Source organism: Ottowia sp. (assembly GCF_047601385.1).
Lineage (GTDB): Bacteria > Pseudomonadota > Gammaproteobacteria > Burkholderiales > Burkholderiaceae_C > Ottowia.
Map to the genome: position 1 here is coordinate 1,015,719 of NZ_JASGJP010000001.1, position 22,033 is coordinate 1,037,751.

At 70.1% G+C, this 22,033-nt stretch carries 20 protein-coding genes and 1 pseudogene; 15 read left to right on the forward strand and 6 right to left on the reverse strand.

The genetic code is table 11. The features are described from left to right. Nucleotides 1-355: 355 nt before the first annotated feature. Nucleotides 356-1,222: pseudogene (locus tag QM772_RS04905) on the reverse strand (IS5 family transposase); the annotation flags it as partial. Nucleotides 1,223-1,480: 258 nt separating this feature from the next. Between QM772_RS04905 and QM772_RS04910 the strand changes: the two are divergent. The 5 genes from QM772_RS04910 (at nucleotide 1,481) to QM772_RS04930 (ending at nucleotide 8,038) form a co-directional block, all read left to right on the forward strand. Continuing rightward, complete coding sequence (locus tag QM772_RS04910; RefSeq protein ID WP_415134334.1) at nucleotides 1,481-1,759, forward strand: helix-turn-helix transcriptional regulator; 279 nt, start codon at nucleotides 1,481-1,483, stop codon at nucleotides 1,757-1,759. Nucleotides 1,760-1,769: 10 nt separating this feature from the next. Next, nucleotides 1,770-3,032 (forward strand): type II toxin-antitoxin system HipA family toxin, encoded by a 1,263-nt coding sequence (locus QM772_RS04915; protein WP_415134335.1) that lies wholly within the window; start codon nucleotides 1,770-1,772, stop codon nucleotides 3,030-3,032. A 56-nt stretch (nucleotides 3,033-3,088) separates the two neighbouring features. Then, the gene (locus tag QM772_RS04920) at nucleotides 3,089-3,604 is read left to right on the forward strand and encodes a hypothetical protein (protein ID WP_415134336.1); all 516 of its coding nucleotides are present in this window, start codon (nucleotides 3,089-3,091) and stop codon (nucleotides 3,602-3,604) included. Nucleotides 3,605-3,747: 143 nt separating this feature from the next. Beyond that, a complete protein-coding gene (locus QM772_RS04925) occupies nucleotides 3,748-4,878 on the forward strand; it encodes a Fic family protein (RefSeq protein ID WP_415134337.1) in 1,131 nt (376 codons plus the stop codon). A gap of 49 nt (nucleotides 4,879-4,927) precedes the next feature. Then, a complete protein-coding gene (locus tag QM772_RS04930; protein ID WP_415134338.1) occupies nucleotides 4,928-8,038 on the forward strand; it encodes a DUF3427 domain-containing protein in 3,111 nt (1,036 codons plus the stop codon). A gap of 314 nt (nucleotides 8,039-8,352) precedes the next feature. Here the strand turns inward: QM772_RS04930 and QM772_RS04935 are convergent, their stop codons facing one another. Genes QM772_RS04935 through QM772_RS04945 form a run of 3 tightly spaced genes read right to left on the reverse strand, consistent with a single transcriptional unit; the run spans nucleotide 8,353 to nucleotide 11,496 of the window. After that, nucleotides 8,353-8,958, reverse strand: coding sequence for a GDSL-type esterase/lipase family protein (locus QM772_RS04935; protein ID WP_415134339.1), 606 nt, complete (start codon nucleotides 8,956-8,958; stop codon nucleotides 8,353-8,355). A 32-nt stretch (nucleotides 8,959-8,990) separates the two neighbouring features. Further along, complete coding sequence (gene gshA / locus QM772_RS04940) at nucleotides 8,991-10,532, reverse strand: glutamate--cysteine ligase (RefSeq protein ID WP_415134340.1); 1,542 nt, start codon at nucleotides 10,530-10,532, stop codon at nucleotides 8,991-8,993. Nucleotides 10,533-10,587: 55 nt separating this feature from the next. Then, on the reverse strand, nucleotides 10,588-11,496 hold the full coding sequence (locus tag QM772_RS04945) for an SDR family NAD(P)-dependent oxidoreductase (protein ID WP_415134341.1): 909 nt from the start codon (nucleotides 11,494-11,496) through the stop codon (nucleotides 10,588-10,590). A gap of 63 nt (nucleotides 11,497-11,559) precedes the next feature. Between QM772_RS04945 and QM772_RS04950 the strand changes: the two genes are divergently transcribed. Continuing rightward, nucleotides 11,560-12,450, forward strand: a complete 891-nt coding sequence (locus QM772_RS04950) for an NUDIX hydrolase (protein WP_415134342.1) — start codon at nucleotides 11,560-11,562, stop codon at nucleotides 12,448-12,450. 116 nt (nucleotides 12,451-12,566) lie between these two features. Here QM772_RS04950 and QM772_RS04955 read toward each other — a convergent pair whose 3' ends face one another. Then, nucleotides 12,567-13,565: a tRNA dihydrouridine synthase gene (locus tag QM772_RS04955; RefSeq protein ID WP_415139467.1), complete on the reverse strand. Its 999-nt coding sequence runs from the start codon at nucleotides 13,563-13,565 to the stop codon at nucleotides 12,567-12,569. A 120-nt stretch (nucleotides 13,566-13,685) separates the two neighbouring features. Between QM772_RS04955 and QM772_RS04960 the strand changes: the two genes are divergently transcribed. The 9 genes from QM772_RS04960 to QM772_RS05000 all read left to right on the forward strand — a co-directional run bounded on the left by QM772_RS04960 (nucleotide 13,686) and on the right by QM772_RS05000 (nucleotide 21,056). Further along, nucleotides 13,686-14,156: a FecR domain-containing protein gene (locus QM772_RS04960; protein WP_415134343.1), complete on the forward strand. Its 471-nt coding sequence runs from the start codon at nucleotides 13,686-13,688 to the stop codon at nucleotides 14,154-14,156. After that, complete coding sequence (locus tag QM772_RS04965; RefSeq protein WP_415134344.1) at nucleotides 14,153-14,737, forward strand: OmpA family protein; 585 nt, start codon at nucleotides 14,153-14,155, stop codon at nucleotides 14,735-14,737. Before QM772_RS04960 ends, QM772_RS04965 begins: the two co-directional genes overlap by 4 nt. After that, a complete protein-coding gene (locus tag QM772_RS04970; RefSeq protein WP_415134345.1) occupies nucleotides 14,737-15,447 on the forward strand; it encodes a c-type cytochrome in 711 nt (236 codons plus the stop codon). The genes QM772_RS04965 and QM772_RS04970 overlap by 1 nt, the downstream gene beginning before the upstream one ends. Continuing rightward, entirely contained in the window at nucleotides 15,444-16,730 is a 1,287-nt protein-coding gene (locus QM772_RS04975; protein ID WP_415134347.1) for a c-type cytochrome, read from the forward strand. The genes QM772_RS04970 and QM772_RS04975 overlap by 4 nt, the downstream gene beginning before the upstream one ends. A 137-nt stretch (nucleotides 16,731-16,867) precedes the next feature. Then, nucleotides 16,868-18,034: a hypothetical protein gene (locus QM772_RS04980; RefSeq protein WP_415134348.1), complete on the forward strand. Its 1,167-nt coding sequence runs from the start codon at nucleotides 16,868-16,870 to the stop codon at nucleotides 18,032-18,034. A gap of 230 nt (nucleotides 18,035-18,264) precedes the next feature. Then, nucleotides 18,265-18,756, forward strand: a complete 492-nt coding sequence (locus tag QM772_RS04985; RefSeq protein ID WP_415134349.1) for a pyridoxamine 5'-phosphate oxidase family protein — start codon at nucleotides 18,265-18,267, stop codon at nucleotides 18,754-18,756. 82 nt (nucleotides 18,757-18,838) lie between these two features. Beyond that, nucleotides 18,839-19,456, forward strand: coding sequence for an RluA family pseudouridine synthase (locus QM772_RS04990; RefSeq protein WP_415134350.1), 618 nt, complete (start codon nucleotides 18,839-18,841; stop codon nucleotides 19,454-19,456). A 144-nt stretch (nucleotides 19,457-19,600) separates the two neighbouring features. Further along, nucleotides 19,601-20,197, forward strand: a complete 597-nt coding sequence (locus QM772_RS04995; RefSeq protein WP_415134351.1) for a YSC84-related protein — start codon at nucleotides 19,601-19,603, stop codon at nucleotides 20,195-20,197. Nucleotides 20,198-20,282: 85 nt separating this feature from the next. Then, nucleotides 20,283-21,056, forward strand: a complete 774-nt coding sequence (locus tag QM772_RS05000) for an SDR family NAD(P)-dependent oxidoreductase (protein ID WP_415134352.1) — start codon at nucleotides 20,283-20,285, stop codon at nucleotides 21,054-21,056. Between the two features lie 60 nt (nucleotides 21,057-21,116). On the opposite strand, the gene ppk2 is transcribed toward QM772_RS05000, so the two are convergent. Next, nucleotides 21,117-22,022 (reverse strand): polyphosphate kinase 2, encoded by a 906-nt coding sequence (gene ppk2, locus QM772_RS05005; RefSeq protein ID WP_415134353.1) that lies wholly within the window; start codon nucleotides 22,020-22,022, stop codon nucleotides 21,117-21,119. Nucleotides 22,023-22,033 lie beyond the last annotated feature (11 nt).

The window sequence follows — 22,033 nt, forward strand, 5'->3', positions numbered from 1 at the left end:
GATGCCGGGGGCGATTGTGGCGTTGGTTGCACAGGTGGTTTGGCGGCAGCATCGGGCCCTGCGGCGTGAGCTCGAACGCGCCGGCCACGGCCGGCGCGCTTGCTTCCCCTCTGGCCATTGAGTTGGTTGCAGCGTTCCGATTCACCGATTTCTTCGTTGGCGGCGAGCGCCCTATTGTGTTGCGGGTTGACCATCCCGTGCCTGGCCTGCCGAGGTGGCTGCCTGCGGGCCCAACATCAACCTTCACGTCTCACATTGAATGAGTTTGCCGAGCCGGAGAAACCCACGCTGAGTCGGTCGCCAGTAGCCCACCCGAACGACTGCTTCACTGCGGCCAATATCGCAAGTCGGATGTCTTGTCCTTGGGACGCTGGGTACGGATGCGCTCGGCGCGCTCAAGCCAGTTGTTCAGCGCCGTCACCGTCAGGGCGTTGGGTGCTTGCTGGTCCGAGGGCTGCAGCCGCAAGGCCAGCTTGCGCTGCACCTCGCGCAACACGATGCCTAGGATCGTGCGCTGGCGCTTGAGCACCTTCTTCAGCCGCCTGAACTGCTTGGCGTGGGCGTAGCCCGCTGCGCGGCGGCGCAGGTCCTTGCCCTCCTTGACGAAGGTCTGCTTGAGCACCAGGCCCAGCCGCCTGGCCGCGCTCGCGACCTTGTGCCGGGCGATCTCCAGCAGCCCGCTGTCGGTGGGGTGGGCGATGGCCTTCTCCTGCACCGTGGTGTCCACGATCACCCGCTCTAGCTCTTGCCGCTTGACGGCCCCGCTGTGCACCGCCATCTCGATGGTGGCCTTCAGCAGCAGTTCCATGCCGTCTTCGCCGATGGCGCGACGGAAGCGTCCGATCTGCGTAGCGTCGCAAGGCAGCCGCGGCTCGAAGTACGCCATGCCGCAGAAGTGCTGCCAATACACGTTCTCGGCCCAGCGCAGAACCAGTTCCTCGTCGCTGAGGTTGAAGGTGTTCTTCAGATACAGCAAGCCGGCCATCAGCCGGATCGGCAGCCGCGGGCGGCCGGCGTTGCTCAGCCCGCCGCCGAACTCCACCGTCTCGGTATCGAACAGGCCGGCGACCGCCCCCGTCTTGGGTGGCCTGTCCTGGTGCGCGAACTTCACCGCCAGCGCCGCTTCGATCGCCGGCCACGGCAGCCGCGCGGCCAACGCCGCCAGCGGATGCCGCAGGTCGATCATCGAGTCCAGCCGGGCGCGGAAGAAGTCTTCGGTCATGGCAAGGGCCCAAGAACTCTCAGGAAATGCGCTCCATTGCAATGCTTCCTGGGAGATCGGGGTAGTCCGATTTACACCGTAAGTGGTTGTCGCACAAAGGGTTTTTGAGTTTTGCAGGGCCGACTCAATAGTCCTTCGGCCAATGGCTTACTGCTGCGTTGGCGCCCGTAGTTACCGGGAAGTAACTTTTTCTTGACCTCCCATGGATTACAGCTCAAAATTACCGAAAGGTAACTTCATTGACTGCCCACGTCTTCCATGGTTTCAAGATTCCCCCCCGGTAATTTGAACGGCACAGAAACCCCGATCCGCTCGTCAGTCGAACTGGGCGCCGTCGTCCGCGAACAGCGCAAGCACCTGGCCTTGACGCAGCTCGACCTGGCGGGCCTGGGCAACACGGGCAATCGCTTCATCGTCGACCTAGAGAGCGGCAAGCCCACGGTGCAGTTGCAGAAAGTGCTGGATCTGATCGACTTGCTGGGCCTGGAGTTGGTGTTGCGCACCAAGGCTTCATGGTTGGCGAATCCGTCATCGTGAGGGCCAAGTGATGCAGCCACGGTCGGATCGGCTGAACGTCTACTACGGCAACGATCTCGTCGGTACCGTCCACGACAGCGCGCCCTTGTCGTTCGAGTACGCGCCCGGCTGGCTAGCCGGTTCACAGCGATTCGCGTTGGCCGCCATCCCGTTGCAAGCCGGCTCACAGGCCACGCCTGAAGTCCAGGCCTTCTTCGAGAACCTGCTTCCCGAAGGCGAATTGCGGGACTACTTGGTAGTGCAGCGCAAGGCGTCCACGTTGTTCTCGCTGCTGCTCGAAGTAGCGGGGGACACCGCGGGTGCCTTCGTGCTGCTCAAGCCTGGACAGATGCCTGAGCCGCCGCGCTACGAGGCCACGACCTGGGAGGCTATCGCCAACCTCCTGACCAAGCGGTCGGCCTCGGCGATCGACATTAACGACCAGGGTGCGCGAATCTCCCTGGCCGGCGCCCAGGACAAGACCAGCATTGCCCTGTTTGACGACGGCGTGCCACGGCTGCCCAAAGGCACGTCGCCATCGACCCACATCCTCAAGCCCGACATCCGGCGCCTGGCCAAGGTATGGCATTCGGCCGCGAACGAAGCCATCGTGATGCGCGCCGCCGCGCTCGCCGGCCTGCCGACCGCGGAAGTCTTCTACGAACCGCATAGCCAAGCCTGCATCGTGCGCCGCTTCGACCGCCAGTTGCGCCCCGACGGCACACTGGCGCGGCTGGTGCAGTACGACCTGTGCCAACTGGCCGGCACGCAATCGGACCGCAAGTACGAGAAGGAAGGCGGCCCCGGCCTGGCCGCCTGCGCAGCACTGATTCGCCGCTACAGCGCGCAGCCGGCCGTCGACCTGCGCCACCTGGTGCGCTGGGTGTTCTTCAACCTCTACGTCGGCAACAACGACGGCCACGCCAAGAACCTCTCGATCTACAGCGTGCCTGGTCAGGGCGTGACGCTGACGCCCTTCTACGACCTGATGTGCACCCGGATGTACCCGGGGCTGTCGCCCGAGTTCGCTTTTGCCATCGGCGGAGAAGTGAGGCCCGGCGAGATGGCTGCCGAGAACCTCGCACGGATGGCGGAGGAGCTGAGCATGCAGCGTAGGTTCCTGGCGCAACAGGCGCGAGAGATGGCAGACCGCCTAGCGCCTGCGATGGCGCAGGCGGTGAACGAGATCGCTACGGCCTTGTCGCCATCGGCGCGCACGCTGGCTGAGCGGCTGGAACGATTCATCTCCTCGTCGACGAAGAAGCTCGCATCCCGCTTCACCGCGGCGCGTTGACACCGGAAGCTTCCGCGAGACCCTGTGGGCACCCCTCACTTCCTGGAGATTTGCCCATGCCGGATCTGCATGCCGTCCACGGCCGGATCGTCGATCTGCGCCGCCACGTCAACGTCCACCTCTCGCGTCGGCTGCCCTTCGTGCCGAGCGAGCGCTATGAACTCTGGCTGCACCTGAAGAGTGGCGGCGAGCGGCAGTTCACCATCCAGACCCGGACCATGCCGGCGCGTCGCGGGCACGAGGTCAGCCTGATCGTCACGGGCACGCAGCCGCCGCATGTCCTGGGGCTGGCCAACTGGTCGATCCTCGACGGCGCAAACTACATCCGCACCGATCCGCCGCCGCTGGTCAGGCCGAGGGATGCGTTGATCGTGCCAGGGCTGCTCATGGCGCTGACGGCCGAATGGCACGAGGCCGGGGCCCTGCTGTCGATTCCGGTCATCGTCGCCTACCTACTGGGTGCCATGCTTCTGCGCGCACGAGCCCGAGATCGCCGGGCCGCTCAGGTAGACATCGAAATCGATCGGGAGGCGAGCCGTACTGGCGGGCCACCGCAACAGTGCCTGCACTGACCCGCTTCGCACGGCATGCCGGACGAGGCGGCCCGGGCGTCGAGCAGGCTACCCCTGCCGGGCGAGGCGATTCCATGCATCATTCGACGCACAAACTGCGGCGATAGCTTGTCTGTGCGGCGAATTGCCCGTCTAATGTCCGCATGAATGGCGGAGAAAATCTCTACATCTGGCAGTCCAATGACTGGCCGCATTGGCGCTACGACCTGCCCGCCCTGGCCCAGGCTCTGGCCGACGTCAGCCGGGCCCAGGGCATGCTGCTCGGCCGCCTGGCCGGCGTTGGACTGGCGCTGCGTGACCAGACCAGCCTCACGGCGCTGACCGACGACGTACTCAAGACCAGCGAAATCGAGGGCGAGGTGCTGGACGCAGCCTCGGTCCGCTCGTCCATCGCCCGCCGGCTGGGCCTGGACATCGGCGCGCTGGCGCCGGTGGATCGGCACGTCGAAGGCGTGGTCGAGATGGTGCTGGATGCCACGTCGCGCCACAGCGAGCCCTTGACGGTCGAGCGACTGTTCGGCTGGCACGCGGCGCTGTTTCCGACCGGCTATTCCGGTCTGTCCCGGATCGCCGTCGGCCAATGGCGCAGCGATGCTGCTGGCCCGATGCAGGTCGTTTCCGGCCCGGTGGGCCGACGCAAGGTCCACTTCCAGGCACCGCCCGCCGATGCGCTGCCCGCCGAGATGGCGCGGTTCCTGGCCTGGGCCAACCGGAGTACGGCCGGGCATAGGGCCGAGCCCGCGCTCATCAAGGCGGGCTTGGCCCACCTGTGGTTCGTCACCCTGCACCCGTTCAACGATGGCAACGGCCGCATCGCGCGCGCCGTGAGTGACCTGTTCCTGGCACGCGCCGATGGCAGCGGGCAGCGCTTCTACAGCCTATCGGCGCAGATCCAGCGCGAACGCAAGGACTACTACGACATCCTCGAACGCACGCAGAAGGGCACACTCGACGTCACCGCCTGGCTGGCCTGGTTCCTCGGCACGCTGGGCCGGGCCCTCGCCAGCGCGCAGGCCACGCTCGACGGCGTGCTGGCTAAGGCGCGCTTCTGGCAGCGCTGGGCCGGCACGCCGATGAACGAGCGCCAGATCAAGTTGCTGAACCGATTGCTCGATGGCTTCGAGGGCAAGCTCACCAGCAGCAAGTGGGCGGCCATCGCCAAGTGTTCGGCGGATACGGCGTTGCGGGACATCACGCAGTTGCTGGCGGTGGGGGTACTGCGAAAGACGCCTGGAGGTGGGCGCAGTACGGGCTACGAACTGACAGATTATTGAATCGGTTGAAAGGGCACGAACCGTGGCGCTAACTGAAGGCTTGTATGACTTGCTGCTGACTGATCGCTTGCTGGCCGATTTGGACAGCGGCCGCGCCAACCTGACTGATTTCAGCAGCGATCGCCAGGAGCTTTTGATCGATGCACTGACGCGGCAACTGTCCAACGCGCTGGCGGACAGCGATGAGGCGGACGCGGCCTTGCGTCAGGTCGAGATCATCAATTCGCTGCTCGCCCTGCTGCGCCAAAGGCTTCAGTCCTCCAGGCCTGGCTCGACGGGTACCGTTGACCTCATTGCGATGCCGCCGCAGGTTCTGCAATCCATTCGGCGCGATCGCCAGTTTTTCGATGCGCCGGAGTTGGGCCTGGCTGCACCCTGGTTGTTCACCGCGGGAAAAGGATCGCCATCGCTGTTGCAGGAGATCCGCAAGGAACTGGCATCGGCAGACCAGGTGGACATCCTCGTCAGCTTCATCACGGTGTCTGGAGTTCGCAAGTTGCAGGACGTGCTGCAGCAGATCACCGCACGCGGCGGCGACGGTGGGGCGACCACCCGGCTACGCATCCTGACGACCACCTACACCGGAGCGACCGAGGCACGCGCTCTGGACGAACTGGCCCGGCTGCCCGGATGCGAAGTACGCGTGTCGCTCGATGGTCGGCGCACGCGCCTGCACGCCAAAGCCTGGCTTTTCCATCGGCGCACCGGCTTCGGCTCAGCCTATGTCGGCAGTGCCAACCTGTCTGGCGCTGCACTTACTGGTGGTCTCGAATGGACGGTAAAGCTGACCCAGCGTGCGCAGCAGGCTCTGTTCGATCGAGCAGCCGCTCACTTCGAGACGCTTTGGGCAGACAGCGAGTTCCAGCACTACGACCCCGACGACGCGGACCATCGCCGGGCACTGGCCGAGGCCCTGGGTAGGGAATCGTTTGGTGGCGAAGGGCCGATGGCGTTGTCTTTCTTCGATCTACAGCCGAAGACTTACCAGCAGGACATGCTGGAGCAGTTGGCGGTGGAGCGGACTCATGGACGACGGCGTAATCTGGTCGTTGCCGCCACCGGCACCGGCAAGACCGTTGTCGCGGCTTTCGACTACCGCCGAACCTGCGCTGAAGAAGGCGGACGACCGAGGTTGCTGTTCGTGGCTCACCGCGAGGAAATCCTGCGCCAGGCCCTGCGGACCTACCGCGAAGTCTTGCGCGACCCCGATTTCGGCGAGTTGCTGACGGGGGGCTCGGAGCCGGAACGGCATAACCATCTGTTCGCCACGATCGACAGCATCGCCAGCCGCAATCTACTGGGCCGGTTCGGTTCCAATCACTGGCACACCGTGGTCATCGACGAGTGCCACCGGATGGCTGCGAATCGCTTCGATGCCTTCGCTACTCAGGTGCAGCCGAGCGTCTTGCTGGGCCTGACTGCGACGCCCGAGCGCAGCGATGGCCAACCGATCGCGTCGTATTTCGACATGCGGCCCGATGGCACACCTGCTGTGGAACTGCGGCTGTGGCATGCTCTGGACCTGCAGTTGCTGGCACCGTTCGAGTACTACGCGTGCGACGACGCAACCGATTTCTCCGCCGTCCCGTGGGATCGACCGGGCGAACGCGATGCCATCGATCAACTGGTCACCGGAAACCACATCCGAGCACGGCTGGTGGTCAACGAGTGGCGGCGGCTCGCATCGGATGCTCGCCGCAGCCATGCCTTGGTGTTCTGTGTATCCGTGGCCCATGCCCAGTTCATGGCAGATTGGCTGAATCGCGCGGGGCTGCCGGCCGCTTGCGTCGTTGGCGACACGCCGACAGAAGAGCGACGGCGCGCACCCCAACGACTGGCCAGCGGCGAGCTATGCGCCCTGGTCACGGTCGACCTCTACAACGAAGGCGTTGACCTGCCTGCCGTGGACACCTTGCTGCTGCTTCGGCCCACCCAAAGCCCGGTGCTGTTCCAGCAGCAGATCGGTCGTGGGTTGCGACTGGCGCCGGGCAAGGAGAGCTGCCTTGTGCTGGATTTCGTGGGTCAGCACCGCGCTGACTTCCGCTTCGACCGGCTGCTGTCCAACCTGACCGGTCTTTCACGCCCCGACTTGTTGTCAGGTGTCGAGCACGGTTTCGGGAGCCTCCCGGCGGGTTGCCACATCCACTTGCAGCGCCAAACCCGCGAACAGGTGCTGCAGGGACTGCGGGCACTCACGACCCAAAACTGGAGACGGATGAAGACCGAATTGCAGGCCTACGCGGCCCTGCGAGGTCGCACGGCGGTCAGCCTGGCCGGCTTTCTCCATGACCAGACTCTGGAACTCGATGACGTTTATCGCGCGTCGACCGGATCTGCCAAAAGCGGTTGGACCAACCTGAAACGCGAGGCGGGTTTGCTGGTCGCCGACCTAGGCCCCGAGCAAGAGTATTTCAGCCGGCGCTTTGCCAATCTGCTGCACGTGAATGACGCGGCACGCCTGGATGCCATGGAAGCTGTTGCGCTGAGCCTACCCGCTGCACGGCAGATAGCCACCGAAGCAGGGATCACGGTGCAGATGCTGGCCTACCAAATCGATGGAAGGCATGAGCAGAAAGGCAGTGCCAGTACATTTGTCGAGCGCCTGCATGCCCAGCCCGGCATTGCCGACGAATTGCGGGAACTGACGGCTTTGCTGCAGCTTCGGTTGACCCTGCCCGCGACGCCTTTGCCTGGTCTTGAGGACACGCCGCTCATCCTACACGCAGGGTATGGCATTCGCGAGGTTTTGACAGCGGTGGGTTGGCTGACGGCCGAGCGCCGCACGCCTTTCCAGGCCGGTGTGCTGGCATTGCCTGCTCGAAGAACCGAACTGCTCTTCGTCACGCTGGACAAGAGCGAGGGCTACCACGACCGCATCGCGTACCACGACTACGCGATCAGTGCCGAGCGCTTTCACTGGGAAACCCAAAACAGCGCTGGGCCAGATACCGCTGCAGGCCGGCGTTATCTTCATGGGGCCCAAGAGGGCTGGCAATTTCAACTCTTTGTTCGTGCTCGCAAGGGCGACGTCTACCGAGCGTGCGGGCCCGTCGTGCTAGAGACGGCAGAAGGCGATCGCCCAATGACCATCACTTGGCAACTTGACCGGCCATTGTCCGCTGCACTGTTTCGTGAGTTCAGTGTGCTGCGCGGCGTGTAGTCGCTCAGCGTCGCTGCCTCGACCGTGCCGCGCAGCAAGCGCCCGTTTGATCGAGCAAACCGACTGATAGACTTCCCCCGATCATGCGCACGCCACCTGCCCACCGTGTCATGCCATCCCCCACCAGCCCACGCATCCTGTGGGGTAAATCGTGGGGGAAATTCGGGGCGAGACCTCAAAATCCCATGTAGATCAATCCCTTGCAGCGTATCTCACGCTTCAGGTGCAGAACATCGAGTAGCACCAAAGGCTACATTATCGATAGCTTCCAGCGCTTGCTGCATAAGCGCTGGCGGCCTATTTAACCAATAACTTCAGCGCCCGAGCAGGCCCGCCGCCACGGCCGTGCCTTGCAGGCTGCGGGCGAACTGGGCGTAGCCCCTGGCGTTGGCATGCACGGTATCGGAGCGCAGATCTTCCCGCGCCAGCACCTCGCCCCAGCCTTCGCGTTGCAGCGGAATCTTCAGCTGGCGGGCCACGTCGGCGTACAGCGTGTGGTCGGTCATCTGGCCCAGGGCGGCCAGCACGGTGGCGCGCGGCACTGCGACCAGCAGCACCTGCGCGCCGGCCTGCAACGCCTGCCGGCAGATCGCCTCGACGTTGGCGCGCGTCTCGGCCTCGGGCAACTGGCGCAGGAAGTCGTTGCCGCCGATGCTGGCGATGACGAGCTGCGGCCGGTGCTCGGCCAGCAGCGCGGGCAGCCGGGCCAGCGCCTGGGCGGAGGTGTCGCCGGGCACGCCGGCATTGACGACGTTCCAGCCCGTCAGCTCCGCCAGCACGACGGGGTAGGCCGCCTGCGGCGGAGCGCCGGTGCCGTGGGTGAGCGAGTCGCCCAGCGCCAGCACGGTGGCGCCTGCGGGCACGGGCTGCGCGGCGGTCTTGCGCCGCTCGCAGCCGGCCAATGCCAACGCGACGAGCAAGCCGGCCGCGAATTGGCGGCGCGTCGGCAAATTCACGCAGCGACGGCGCGGCGACCGAGGCGCGCCGGCGAGGTGTATTCGCGCCGGTAGATCTCGAACGGCATGCTGTCGGCCGCCTCGATGCGCTTCTGCTCGGCCACGGACTCGACCGCCATGCGGTCGAAGCGCGCCTTCAGGTCAGCGCCGTAGGGCAGGGCCAGCAGCGCCGCGCGGGTGCTGCGCGAGCGCTCGCGCGCGAAGCCGATGAAGCTGTCGCCATGCTCGCGCTGGAGGGTCTGCAGCACGCGGGCGGAGGGCAGCGTGTCGGGCGCATTCAGCGCGGCCTGGGCGCGGGCCAGCGCCTCGGCGTAGCCGCTGCCGCCGTGCACAGCGTCCAGCGCGGCGGCGATGGGGGCCAGCTCGGCGACCAGCCCGGCGGCCCAGTCGGCCAGCGGCACGCCACGGCCGGCGCGTTGCAGCAGCAGTCCGGGCTCGCGGCCGCGCGCAGCGGTCAGGTGCTGGTTGGCCTTGAGCGCGGCGATCTCGGCCGGCGTGTCGGGCGGGCTGTCGCTCAGCAGGCAGTGCAGCAGGAACAGGTCGAGAAAGCGGGCCGTGTGGGCGTCGATGCCGATGGTCTCGAACGGGTCCAGGTCCATCAGGCGCACTTCGACGTATTCGACGCCGCGCTCGCGCAGCGCGTGCAGCGGGCGCTCGCCGGGGAAGATCACGCGCTTGGGGCGGATGGTGCCGTAGAACTCGTTCTCGATCTGCAGCAGCGTGGTGGCGAGCTGGTTGTAGTCGCCGCCAGGGTTCTGGATGCCGATGGCCTCGTAGGCGGGGTAGGGCCGGGTCAACGCCTCCTCCAGCGAGGCGGCGTAGCCCTCCAGGCCGTTGTAGCTGACGGCGAGCGACGCCTGCGCGTCGCTCTGGTAGCCCAGCCGCCCCATGCGCAGCGAGGTGGCGTGGGGGAGGTACATGGTGCGCTCGCCCAGCGGCTGCAATTCATGGTCGCGCCCGGCGACGAAGCTGGAGCACACGGCCGGCGAGGCGCCGAACAGGTACAGCAGCACCACCGCGTTGCGGCGGAAGTTGCGGATCAGGCCGAAGTACGCGTCGCTGCCCACACCCGGCAGCGACCAGTTGTAGTGGATGCCCGAGATGGTCTGCATGCGCCGCCCATAGCGGTGCCCCAGGCCCATGCGGTAGACGCTCTTGGCGCGGCCGACGTTGCTGCCGCCGTAGCGGCCGAGCGGAATGGTTTCGTCGGTGGGCAGGCCGCAGGGCATGCTGGAGGCCCACAGCATCTCCTCGCCCAGCGCGGCCAGTTCGTGGCAGACGACCTGGTGGACCTCGGTCAGCTCGGCCAGCGCGGCCTCCACGCTGGCGTGCACGCCGGTCACCAGCTCCACCTGCGACTCGCTGAAGTCGGTGGTGATGTGCGGGTGCGTCAGCGGCGAGCCCAGCGCGGCCGGATGCGGCGTCAGGGCGAGCTGGCCGTCGGGCCCGGCGCGCAGGCTTTCCTTCTCGATGCCGCGGCGGATGCCTTGCAGGCGCTCCGGCGTCAGCGCGGCCAGCCGGTCCTTCAGCGTGTGCATGGGTGTCTTCTCAGGTCGGGTGCGCGACCCTATCACAGCCGCGAATTCCCCGCGCTCAGCGGGCCGCCAGCGCCTGCGTTACCTCGTTGTCGGCCTGCGCGGCACCGCTCTGCGGCACGCTCTGGCCGGCGCCGTCGGTCACCTGGGCCAGCGCCGCCAGCAGGCGCTCGGGCGTATCGGGCGCCAGGCCCAGGTGCAGGCCGCGCGTGAGGGTGATGTGGGCGGCCTCGTAGGTGCCGGCGCCGGCGCAGAGGATGGCGCGGGTGGGCGCCTGCTCGCTGGCCAGCACCAGCATGGCGGGCACCACGGCCTCGGGCTTCAGCGCGGCCAGCACCTCGGGCGGCATCACGCCCTCGGTCATGCGCGTGGCGGCGGTGGGCGCCAGCGCGTTGACGTGGATGCCATGCCTGGCGCCTTCGATGGCCAGCGTCTGCATCAGCCCCACCAGGGCCAGCTTGGCGGCGCCGTAGTTGGCCTGGCCGAAGTTGCCGTAGAGGCCGGTGGACGAGGTGGTCACCACCACGCGCCCGTATTTCTGCGCCACCATGTGCGGCCAGGCGGCCTTGGCGAGGTGCACGGCGCCCATCAGGTGCACGTCCAGCACCAGGCGGAAGTCGGCCAGCTCCATCTTGGCGAAGCTCTTGTCGCGCAGGATGCCGGCGTTGTTGACCACCACGTCCACCCGGCCCCATTGGTCCACCGCCTGCTGCACCATGGCCTGCACGGCGGCGAAGTCGGTCACCGAGGCGCCGTTGGCGACGGCCTCGCCGCCCTTCGCCTTGATCTCGTCCACCACCTGCTGCGCCGCGCTGGCCGAGCCGCCGCTGCCGTCCACCGCGCCGCCCAGGTCGTTGACGACCACCTTGGCACCGCGCTCGGCCAGCGCCAGCGCGTGCAGGCGGCCCAGGCCGCCGCCAGCGCCGGTGACGATGGCCACGCGGCCGGTGAAATCGATCCTGTCCATGTGATCCTCTCTCATCTCTGTGGCGATCTTGAAAGCCCTGCACTGTAAGCCACAATGCTCGCCATGGAACTGAACCATCAGGTCGTCGACACCCCGCCGCGCGACGCCGCCAGCGTGGTCATGCTGCGCGACGGCGCGCAGGGGCTGGAGGTGCTGCTGATGCGCCGCCACGCCGATTCGGCCGTGCTGGGCGGCGCCTACGTGTTCCCCGGCGGCAAGGTCGATGCGGCCGACGGCGCGCCCGATCTGCTGGCGCGGCTCGACCGCCCGCCCGCCGAGCTGCACGCGCGCCTGGGCGAGCCGGCGCTGTCGCCCGCGCAGGCGGCGGCGCTGTACGTGGCCGCCGCGCGCGAGGCGGCGGAGGAATCCGGCCTGCTGTTTCTGCAACGCGGCGCGCAGGAAGTCGCCAGCCACAGCGCCGCCACCTGCACCCGTCTGCGCGCCGGCGAGTCGCTGCACGCGCTGCTGGCCGAGCACGGCGCGCTGTTCGACACCGACGCGCTGGCGCCCTGGTCGCGCTGGATCACGCCGCGCCGGCCGGCGGTGATGAACAAGCGCTTCGACACCCGCTTCTTCCTGGCCGCCGCGCCGCCGGCGCAGGAGGCGCGGGTGGACGACTTCGAGGTGACCGACGCCCGCTGGCTCACGCCGCGCGAGGCGCTGCGCCAGTACCGCGCGCACGCCATCGACATGGCGCCGCCGCAGATCGTCAGCCTGCTGCACCTGATGCAGTACGCCGGCGTGGCGCAGGCCATGGCCGACGCGCGCTCGCGCCGCCCGCCGCTGATCCAGCCCGAGCCGGTGGAAACCGCGGAGACGCGCGTGCTGTGCTACCCCGGCGACCCCGCGCACCCGGTGCCGGCGCGCGCCCTGCCCGAGCCCGTGCCCACGCGCGTGGTCTGGCGCGGCAAGCGCTTCGAGCCGCCCCAGGGCTTTGGCGCCTTCCTCGACTGAACATTCAAATTTGATAGCTGCCAGCGCTTGCTGGACGGGCGCTGGCGATCGATTTGGCTTAAAAACCTCAAGCCGCGAGCCGTTTCGGCAGCGCAACGACGGCCGGTCGCGGCGGGCTATGAAGCCGAATCGGCCTCCAGCGCCCGCCCACCGGGCGCTGGCAGCTCCTGAATCCGTAGCACCCAGGCGCCGATGGCGTCGGCGTCGTTCACCGCGCGCAGGGCGTCGAAGGCCCGCTGCGCCTCGGGGTAGGCCAGGCGCAGGTAGTTCAGCCACTGCTTCAGCCGGCCGGCGCGGTGACGGCGCTCGACGCGCGAACACACGTCGGCCCAGAAGTCGGCCAGCAGCGGCACCAGGCGAGCCCAGGGCGCGGCAAGCAGCGCATGGTCCGCGGCGGGATCGCCATCACCAGCGTCCCCGCCTCGCCTGATCGCCAGCGCCAGCCCTGGCCGGCGCACCATGCCCCGGCCCAGCATCAGCGCGTCGCAGCCGGTGACGGCGCGGCAGCGCGCCGCGTCCTCGGCGGTCCAGATGTCGCCGTTGGCGATCACCGGCAGACGCACGTGCCCGCGCACCTCGGCGACGTGCTCCCAGTACGCCGGCGGCCGGTAGCCGTGCGCCTTGGTGCGCGCGTGCACCGCCAGCTCGGCGGCGCCGCCGGCCTCGATGGCCTGCGCGCAGTCCAGCATGCGCGCGTGGTCGTCGTAGCCCAGGCGCATCTTGGCCGACACCGGCACCGCGCGCGGCACGGCGCGGCGCACGGCGGCGACGATGCGGTGAATCAGCTCGGGCTCGTCCAGCAGCACGGCGCCGCCGCGGTGGCGGTTCACCGTCTTGGCCGGGCAGCCGAAGTTCAGGTCGATGCCGGCCGGCGCCAGCTCGGCCAGGCGGGCGGCGTTTTCGGCCAGGCACGCCGGGTCGGAGCCCAGCAATTGCGGGCGCACCGGCACGCCGGCGCGCGTGCGGCTGCCGTGCAGCAGCTCGGGCACCACGCGCGTGAAGCTGCGCGGCGGCAGCAGCTGGTCGGTGACGCGGATGAACTCCGACACGCAGCGGTCCACGCCGCCCACGCGGGTGAGGATGTCGCGCAGGCCGTGGTCGAGCAGCCCCTCCATCGGCGCCAGGATGAGATCAGCGCGCAAGTCGGTCACTTCTCATGATCAAAAAAACAACACTGATGTACCATGCCGCGTTGCGCCTTTCGGGGCAGGCGACAGGCCCCACGGAGTTCAGCGATGACCTTTTCCATTTCCCGCGCCGCGCTGGCGCTGCTGTGCGCTTGGCAACTCGGCGCCACCGCCGCGCTCGCGCAAGGCGCCGATGCCGGCGACCAGCGCGACGGCACCATCAAGACCGTGCAGGGCGACGTGACGGTGGTGCGCGGCGACGCGCGCGCGGCCGCCATTGTCGGTGGTCCGCTGCGCGCCACCGACCGCATCCAGACCGGCGCCGACAGCGCCGTCGCCATCGTGCTGAAGGACGGCAGCGTGCTGTCGGTCGGCCCGGGGAGCGTGGTGGACCTGAGCGACTTCAGCTTCGACACCACCACGCAGGAGGGCGGCATGCTGGTCAACGTGCTGCGCGGCACCGTGCGCCTGGCCACGGGGCTGATCGCCAAGCTCAAGCCCGAGCAGGTCAAGGTCACCACGCCCACCACCGTGATCGGCGTGCGCGGCACCGATTTCATCGTCGAGGAAAACCCGTGAAAGCCGCTGTCCTGCTGGCCGTGGCCGCCGCGCTGGCCGCCGGCTGCGCGCCCGCCACGCGGGTGGTGCTGCTGCCGCAGGAGGGCGGCGGCACCGGCGCGGTCGAGGTCGCGGCCGGGCCCGGCAAGGCCGTGCTGTCCAGGCCCTACGAGTCGGCCGGGGTGTACAACCGCTCGCTGGACGTGGAGCAGCTCGACCCCGAGGCCGTGCGCCAGCGCTACGCCCAGCTGCTGTCCGTGCAGCCGCGCCCGCCCGAGCGCTTCACGCTGTACTTCCTGCCCGGCACCTCCAGCCTGACGCCGGAATCCAGCGCCGAGCTGGCCGACGTGCTCTCGCGCGCCACCCAGCGGCCGGGCGGAGAGATCGTCGTCACCGGCCACACCGACCGCGTCGGCACCCTGGAGTCGAACGACGCGCTGTCGCTGCAACGCGCGCAGGCGGTGCGCGCGCTGATCGTCGGCCAGGGCTTCAATCCGCTGCGCGTCTACGCCGCCGGCCGGGGCGAGCGCGAGCCCGTCGCCCCCACGGCCGACGAAGTGGACGAGCCCAGGAACCGCCGCGTCGAGATCCTGGTGCGCTAGTGTTCCGCCCAGGGACGCTGGCCGGCTTCGTCCTCGCGGCCCTGCTTCCTGCCGCCCCGGCACTCGCGCAGCCGGCCGACGGCATGGCGCGGCGCACCCAGGCCTGCACGTTCTGCCACGGCGAGCAGGGCCGCGCCGGCCCCGACGGCTACTACCCCCGCCTGGCCGGCAAGCCCGCCGGCTACCTCTACAACCAGCTGCGCAACTTCCGCGACGGCCGGCGCCACTACGGCCTGATGACCCGCATGGTGGACCCGCTCTCCGACGCCTACCTGATGGAGATCGCGCAGTACTTCGCCGCGCTCCAGGTGCCCTACCCGCCGCCCGCGCCCCAAGCCAGCCCGCCGCCCGCGGCCGTGCAGGCGCGCGGGCGCGAACTGGCGCTGCACGGCGACGCCGCCGCGCGCCTGCCCGCCTGCGCCCAGTGCCACGGCCCCCGGCTGACCGGCGCCCTGCCCGACGTGCCCGGCCTGCTCGGCCTGCCGCGCGACTACCTGACGGCGCAGCTCGGCGGCTGGCGCACCGGCCAGCGCCGCGCCCACGCGCCCGACTGCATGGCCGGCGTGGCGCGGCGCCTGAACGACCGCGACGCCTATGCCGTGGTCGCCTGGCTGGCCCTGCAGCCCGTGCCGGCCGACCCGCACCCCGCGCCGCAACGCACCGAGCTGCCCGAGCTGCCCTGCGGCGCCGCGCCCGGAGCCCGCCAGTGAGCCGCGCGCGCCGGGTGCTGCGCGGACTGCTGGCCACCGCCGTGCTGGCCGGCCTCGCCGCCGCCGGCCTGGTCTGGCACCTGAACTACAACGACGGCATCGACACCGAACGCGACCACACCGTGGCCGGCGACCCCGCCATGCTGCTGGCGCGCGGCGCCTACCTGGCGCGCGCCGGCAACTGCCTGGGCTGCCACACCGCGCGCGGCGGCGCGCCCGGCGCGGGCGGGCTGCCCATCGCCACGCCCTTCGGCACGCTCTACACCAGCAATCTCACGCCCGACGACGAGACCGGCCTGGGCCGCTGGAGCGCCGGCGCCTTCTGGCGCGCGCTGCACCGCGGCCGCGCCGCCGACGGGCGGCTGCTGATCCCAGCCTTCCCCTACACCCACACCACGCTGATGACGCGCGCCGACGCCGACGCGCTGTTCACCTACTTCCACGGCCTGCCGCCCGTGCGCGCCCGCCCGCCGGCGCACGCGCTGCGCTGGCCCTACGGCACGCAGGCCGCGCTGGCCGTGTGGCGCGCGCTGTACTTCCGCCCCGGCGAATTCCGGCCCGACCCGGCCCGGCCGCCCGAATGGAACCAGGGCGCCTACCTGGTGCGCGCCGTGGCGCACTGCTCGGCCTGCCACGCCCCGCGCGACCGCCTGGGCGGCGCCGACTGGGCCAGCCTGGCCGGCGGCGCAATGGACGCGCAGGGCTGGTACGCGCCCTCGCTGCTGAACCCGCGCGAGGCCGGCGTGGCCGACTGGCCGGCGGCCGAGATCGCCCGCCTGCTGCGCACCGGCCAGGCCGACGCCGGCAGCGCCTCCGGCCCGATGGCCGAGGTGGTGCTGCACGGCACCCAGCACCTGGACGACGCCGACCTGCACGCCATCGCCGCCCACCTGAAGGCGCTGCCCGGCGCCACGGCCGGCGCGGCGCCGGCGCCGGCCGCCACGCCAGCCCGGCGGACGGCCGTCGGCGAGCGGATCTACGACCAGCACTGCGCCGACTGCCACGGCGCCCAGGGCGAGGGCCTGGCCGGCGCCTTCCCGCCGCTGGCGGGCAACCGCGCCGTCACCCTGCCGCGCGCCGAGAACCTGCTGCAAACCGTGCTGTTCGGCGGCTACGGCGCCGCCACCGCCGGCCACCCCCTGCCCCACGGCATGCCGCCGTTCGCGCTGACGCTGACCGACGCCGAGGTCGCCGCCGTGCTCAGCCACATCCGCACCAGCTGGGGCAACCGGGCGCCCGAGGTGTCGCCACTGGACGTGCTCGGCATGCGCACGATGAAATGACCCTCAGGCGCTGGCCCGGAAGATGTAACCAGAGTCGTTACTTCCAGGCACGGCCGACCTATACTTTCCGGTCTCAGCGAAAAAAATCGCGGTGCAGCCCACGGTCCCGCGCGCATTTGACAGGGAAGGAACCCACCATGGCACTGAACTGGTTCTCGCCGCGCCCAGGCACGCGGCGAAACCCCACCTTCCCGGCCGCCGAGCCGGGCAAGCCCAACGGCCACGCCCTGGCCGACCATGGCCTGGCGGCCGATACCTCCAACGTGGCCTGGCCCGACATGGTGCGCCAGCTCGGGCAGGAAGTGGCCATGTCGCTCAACGCCGCCGCCGAGCAGCTGGAGCGCCTGAACCGGCTGGAGCCCAGCCTGGTGCGCAGCCTGATCCCCGTCAGCGAATCGGTCGAGCGCGCGCGCCAGGCCGGCATGGCCGCGCAGCACGTGCTGCGCCTGTGCGAAGACCCGCCGCCGCAGCAGCGCGAGCTGCTGAACCTGGCCGACGTGGCGCGCGCCGCGCTCACCGCGCGCGGCGACTGGTTCACGCGCCGCCAGGTCAGCGTGCGCCGGGGGCTGGCGCAGACCCGCGTGTACGCCGACCCCAGCATGCTCTACATGCTGGTGGACGAGCTGCTGATGTGGGCCGGCGCGCTGTCCTCCGACATCGCCGTCAGCGTGGACAAGTCGGCCCGCACCGGCCGCCCGCGCCTGCGCGTGGCCGCGTGGTGCGTGCCCACCGCCGTGCCCGACACCGTGTGGCGCAGCATGCGCTGGGTGCTGTGGCACCAGCTCGCGCGCACCGTGGGCGCGGTGGCGCAACTGGCCATGCGCGAGGACCACGTGCGCGTCACCCTCAGCCTGCCGCCGGTGACCGAGGAGCAGCTCGCCACCGGCATCGAGGAAAGCGTCGGCCCCTCCAGCGTGTCGGCCGTCATCCAGGGCTGCCGCGTGCTGATCGTCTCGGACAGCGCGCAGCGGCGCGCGCAGTGCCTGCAGGCGCTGGCCGGCTACGGCCTGATCCTGGACAGCGCCGAGGACATGGCCCAGGCCGAGCGCCTGGCCGCGCAGCACCTGCCCGACGCCGTGGTGTACGACCAGGGCGCCAACGCCAGCCAGATCGAACGCCTGCGCGACAGCCTGCTGCAAAAGGCCGGCACCCCGGCGGCCTTCATCGAGATCCACGACGACGCCGGCGCCTCCGAGTTCCAGGCCTCCACCGTCGGCACCATCTCCACCGGCTACGTGGCCGCCAAGTCGCTCAACCAGGCGCTCGGCCCGGCGCTGGTGTTCGAGCTGTGCAAAGTGATGTGACCGCCCCCAGGCTCCACGCGCCGCGCGCTGTTGCGCCACCCCCCTCGAGGGGGCGCAGCCACTGGCCGGGGAAACCCCGGCCACGGCTGCCGCTGGCATGGCTTGCTCCGCAGCCATCGGGCTCCTGGGGCTCGATACGCTGACAGAAAGGGCAATGTGGTGAAAACTATTGTTTTGATAGCTGCCAGCGCTTGCCCCGCCTGCGCCAACGGCACTTTTCGCTTGAAGCCGTGAGCCACTACCTGCCCCGTCTCGGCCTCGCCCTGCGGGCGCTGCTGCGCGCGCGCCGCACCGCCGCGCTGGCCACGCGCGACGCCGCCGGCGGCACGCCCTTCGCGTCGATGGTGCCGTTCGCCATCGACACCGCCGCGCGCCGCATCGTGCTGCACGTCAGCGGCCTGGCGGCGCACACCGGCAACATGGCGGCCGACCCGCACGTGGCGCTGCTGGTGGCCGCGGCCGAGCAGGACGGCGCCCCGGTGCACGACCTGCCCCGCGTCACGCTGGAGGCGCTGGCCACCACGCCCGAGCCCGGCTCCGACGCCTGGACCAGCGCCCGCGCCGCCTACCTGGCGCGCTTTCCCGAGGCCGAGCCGATGACCGCGCTGGCCGACTTCCGCTTCGTCACCCTGGCGCTCACCGGCGCGCGCCAGGTGGCCGGCTTCGGCAGCGCCCGCAGCGTGAGCGCCGACGAGCTGGCGGTGCTGATCGAAGCAGACTGACAATGTGCCTGCCGCTACGCCATCGATAGCTGCCAGCGCTTGCCAGACGGGCGCTGGAAGCCTATTTCATTCAGATTTCCAGGTGGCGTACGAAGACGCCCACCTGCTGGCCCTCGTCAAGCCCGCCGGCCTGCTGGCCGTGCCCGGGCGCGGCGAGGACAAGGCCGACTGCCTCAGCCGCCGCGCCCAGGCGCGCTGGCCCGACGCGCGGGTGGTGCACCGGCTCGACCAGGCCACCAGCGGCCTGATGCTGCTGGCGCGCGGCGCCGAGATGCAGCGCCGCCTGTCCGCCGCCTTCGCCGAGCGCCGCGTGCGCAAGCGCTACGAGGCGCTGGTGCACGGCCGGCCCGATGCGCCCGCCGATGGAGACGGCTGGGCCGAGATCGACCTGCCGCTGCTCATCGACTGGCCCAACCGCCCGCGCAGCAAGGTGGATCTGGCCCTGGGCAAGCCCAGCCGCACGCGCTGGCGGCCGCTGGAGCGTGACGAAGGCACCACGCGCCTGGCGCTGGAGCCCGTCACCGGCCGCTCGCACCAGTTGCGCGTGCACCTGCACGCCATCGGCCACCCCATCGTCGGCGACGCGCTGTACGGCACGCCCGACGGCGCGCCGCGCCTGATGCTGCACGCCACCGCGCTGCGGCTGGCGCACCCGGCCACCGGCGAGGCGCTGGCGCTGCAAAGCGCGGCGCCGTTCTGAACAGCGCGCGCCGGCGGTGCCGGCCCGCGAGGCCGCGAACGTATCCGCCACGCCCACGAGCCCCCGTCCTACGCGGCCGGCCCGGCGGCGCGCCTAAATTGGCGTCAACGTCGATACGACGTATTTCAGACAGAGGATCCCCTTATGAACAAGCTCCAACTCCGCACGCAACTCCGCACCATCGGCCTGGCCGTCGCCGTCGGCCTGGGCGGCATCGCCCTGGTGGGCTGCACCACCACGCCGGCCGGCTCCGAGGCCTCCGGCCCCTCGGCCCGCGCCGCCATGGACCGCAGCGTCGATTCGACGCTGGCGCGCCTGTACACCACGGTGCCCGGCTCGCGCGAGCTGGTGCAGCGCTCGGCCGGCGTGCTGGTGTTCCCGTCGGTGGTGGGCGGCTCCTTCGTGGTCGGCGCCGACTACGGCCGCGGCGCGCTGCGCGAAGGCGGGCGCACCACCGGCTACTACAGCACCACGGCCGGCTCCATCGGCTTCCAGGCCGGCGGGCAGTCGAAGGCGGTGGTCTACGTCTTCAACACCCGCGAGGCGCTGGACAAGTTCAAGGCCAGCAAGGGCTGGACGGCCGGCGCCGACGCGACCGTGGCGGTGGGCACGGTGGGCGCCAACGGCGCCATCGACACCCAGACCGCGCAGCAGCCGGTGGCCAGCTTCATCCTGACCAACGTGGGCCTGGAGGCCGGCGCGGCGGTGGGCGCGGCCAAGGTGTCGCCCATCTCCCTCTGATCCGCCGCGCCCGGGCGGCACAGCGGCGCCGCGCCCGCAGGGGCGCGGCGTTTTCCCGCCCCGAGGCATGCGGTAGATTGCGGGGATGAACACCGCCGCCCCCCGCCACCTCTTCATCCTCACCGGTGCCTCGCGCGGCATGGGCCACGCGATGGCCGAGCAGCTGCTGGCGCCCGGCCACACGCTGATCACCCTCTCGCGCCGCATCCAGGGCGACCTGGCGCCGCGCGCGCTGGCCGCCGGGGCCGAGCTGATCCAGTGGTCGGCCGACCTGGCCGACGCCGAGGCCGCCAGCGCCCACCTGCGCGGCTGGCTGGCCGAAACGCCGGCCGAGCGCTACGCCAGCGCCACGCTGATCAACAACGCCGGGGTGATCCCGCCCATCGTGCCGCTGCGCGACGCCCAGGCGCCCGAGCTGGCCCAGGCGCTGGACGTGGGCCTGGCGGCGCCGATGCTGCTGACCGCCGCCTTCCTGGGCGCCACGCGCGGCTGGGCGGGCGCGCGCAAGGTGCTGAACATCTCCTCGGGCCTGGGCCGGCGCGCCATGGCCTCGCAGGCCGCGTACTGCGCCGCCAAGGCCGGCATGGACCACTTCACGCGCTGCGTGGCGCTGGAAGAAGCGCAGGCGCCCAACGGTGCCCGGGTGTGCTCGCTGGCGCCGGGCGTGATCGACACCGACATGCAGGTGCAATTGCGCGGCGCCGACGCGGCGGCCTTCCCCGACCGGGCGAACTTCGAGGCGCTCAAGGCCAAGGGCCAGCTCACCTCGCCCGACGAGGCCGCGCGCCGCGTGCTGGCCTGGCTGGCGCGGCCCGGCTTCGGCGCCGAGCCGGTGGCGGACGTGCGCGACGCCGGCTGATACTACGCTTTTAATAGCTGCCAGCGCTTGCCAGTCAAGCGCTGGAGGCCGATTTGGCTCTCAATAAACCTTGGGCACGATCATGCTGTCGGGCACCGGGTGGCGCTCGTAGTCCTCGTGCCGCTCACGCGCCGGCAGCATGATGCCGGGGCGGCCGGTCTCCACGTAGGGCAGCTGCGACAGCAGGTGCGCGATGCAGTTCAGCCGCGCGGTCTTCTTGTCGTCGGCCGGCACCACCCACCAGGGCGCCTCGGGGATGTGGGTGCGCTCCAGCATCTCCTCCTTGGCGCGCGTGTAGCCCTCCCAGCGGCGGCGGCTCTCCAGGTCCATGGGGCTGAGCTTCCACTGCTTGAGCGGGTCATGGATGCGGCCCAGGAAGCGCACCTCCTGCTCCTCGTCGGAGATCGAGAACCAGTACTTGATGATCTGGATGCCCGAGCGCACCAGCATCTTCTCGAACTCGGGCACGCTGCGGTAGAACTCCTCCAGCTCGGCCGGCGTGCAGAAGCCCATCACGCGCTCGACGCCGGCGCGGTTGTACCAGCTGCGGTCGAACAGCACCACCTCGCCGCCGGCCGGCAGGTGCGGCACGTAGCGCTGGAAGTACCACTGCGTGCGCTCGCGGTCGTTGGGCGCCGGCAGCGCCACCACGCGGCACACGCGCGGGTTCAGCCGCTGGGTGATGCGCTTGATGACGCCGCCCTTGCCCGCCGCGTCGCGCCCCTCGAAGATGATCACCACCTTGCGCTTGGTCGCCGCCACCCAGTCCTGAAGCTTGACCAGCTCGCCCTGCAGGCGGAACAGCTCGCGGAAGTAGCGCCGGCGCGCGTCGCGGTAGGCGGCGGCCTCGGTCGGCAGGCCGGCCAGCTCGTCCACGCTGCGGTCTTCCAGCTCCATCTCCAGCTCTTCGTCGTAGCCGTCCAGCAGGTCGCCGTGCAGGCGGCGCTTGAGTTCGTCGTCGGTCACGGGGGTTCTCC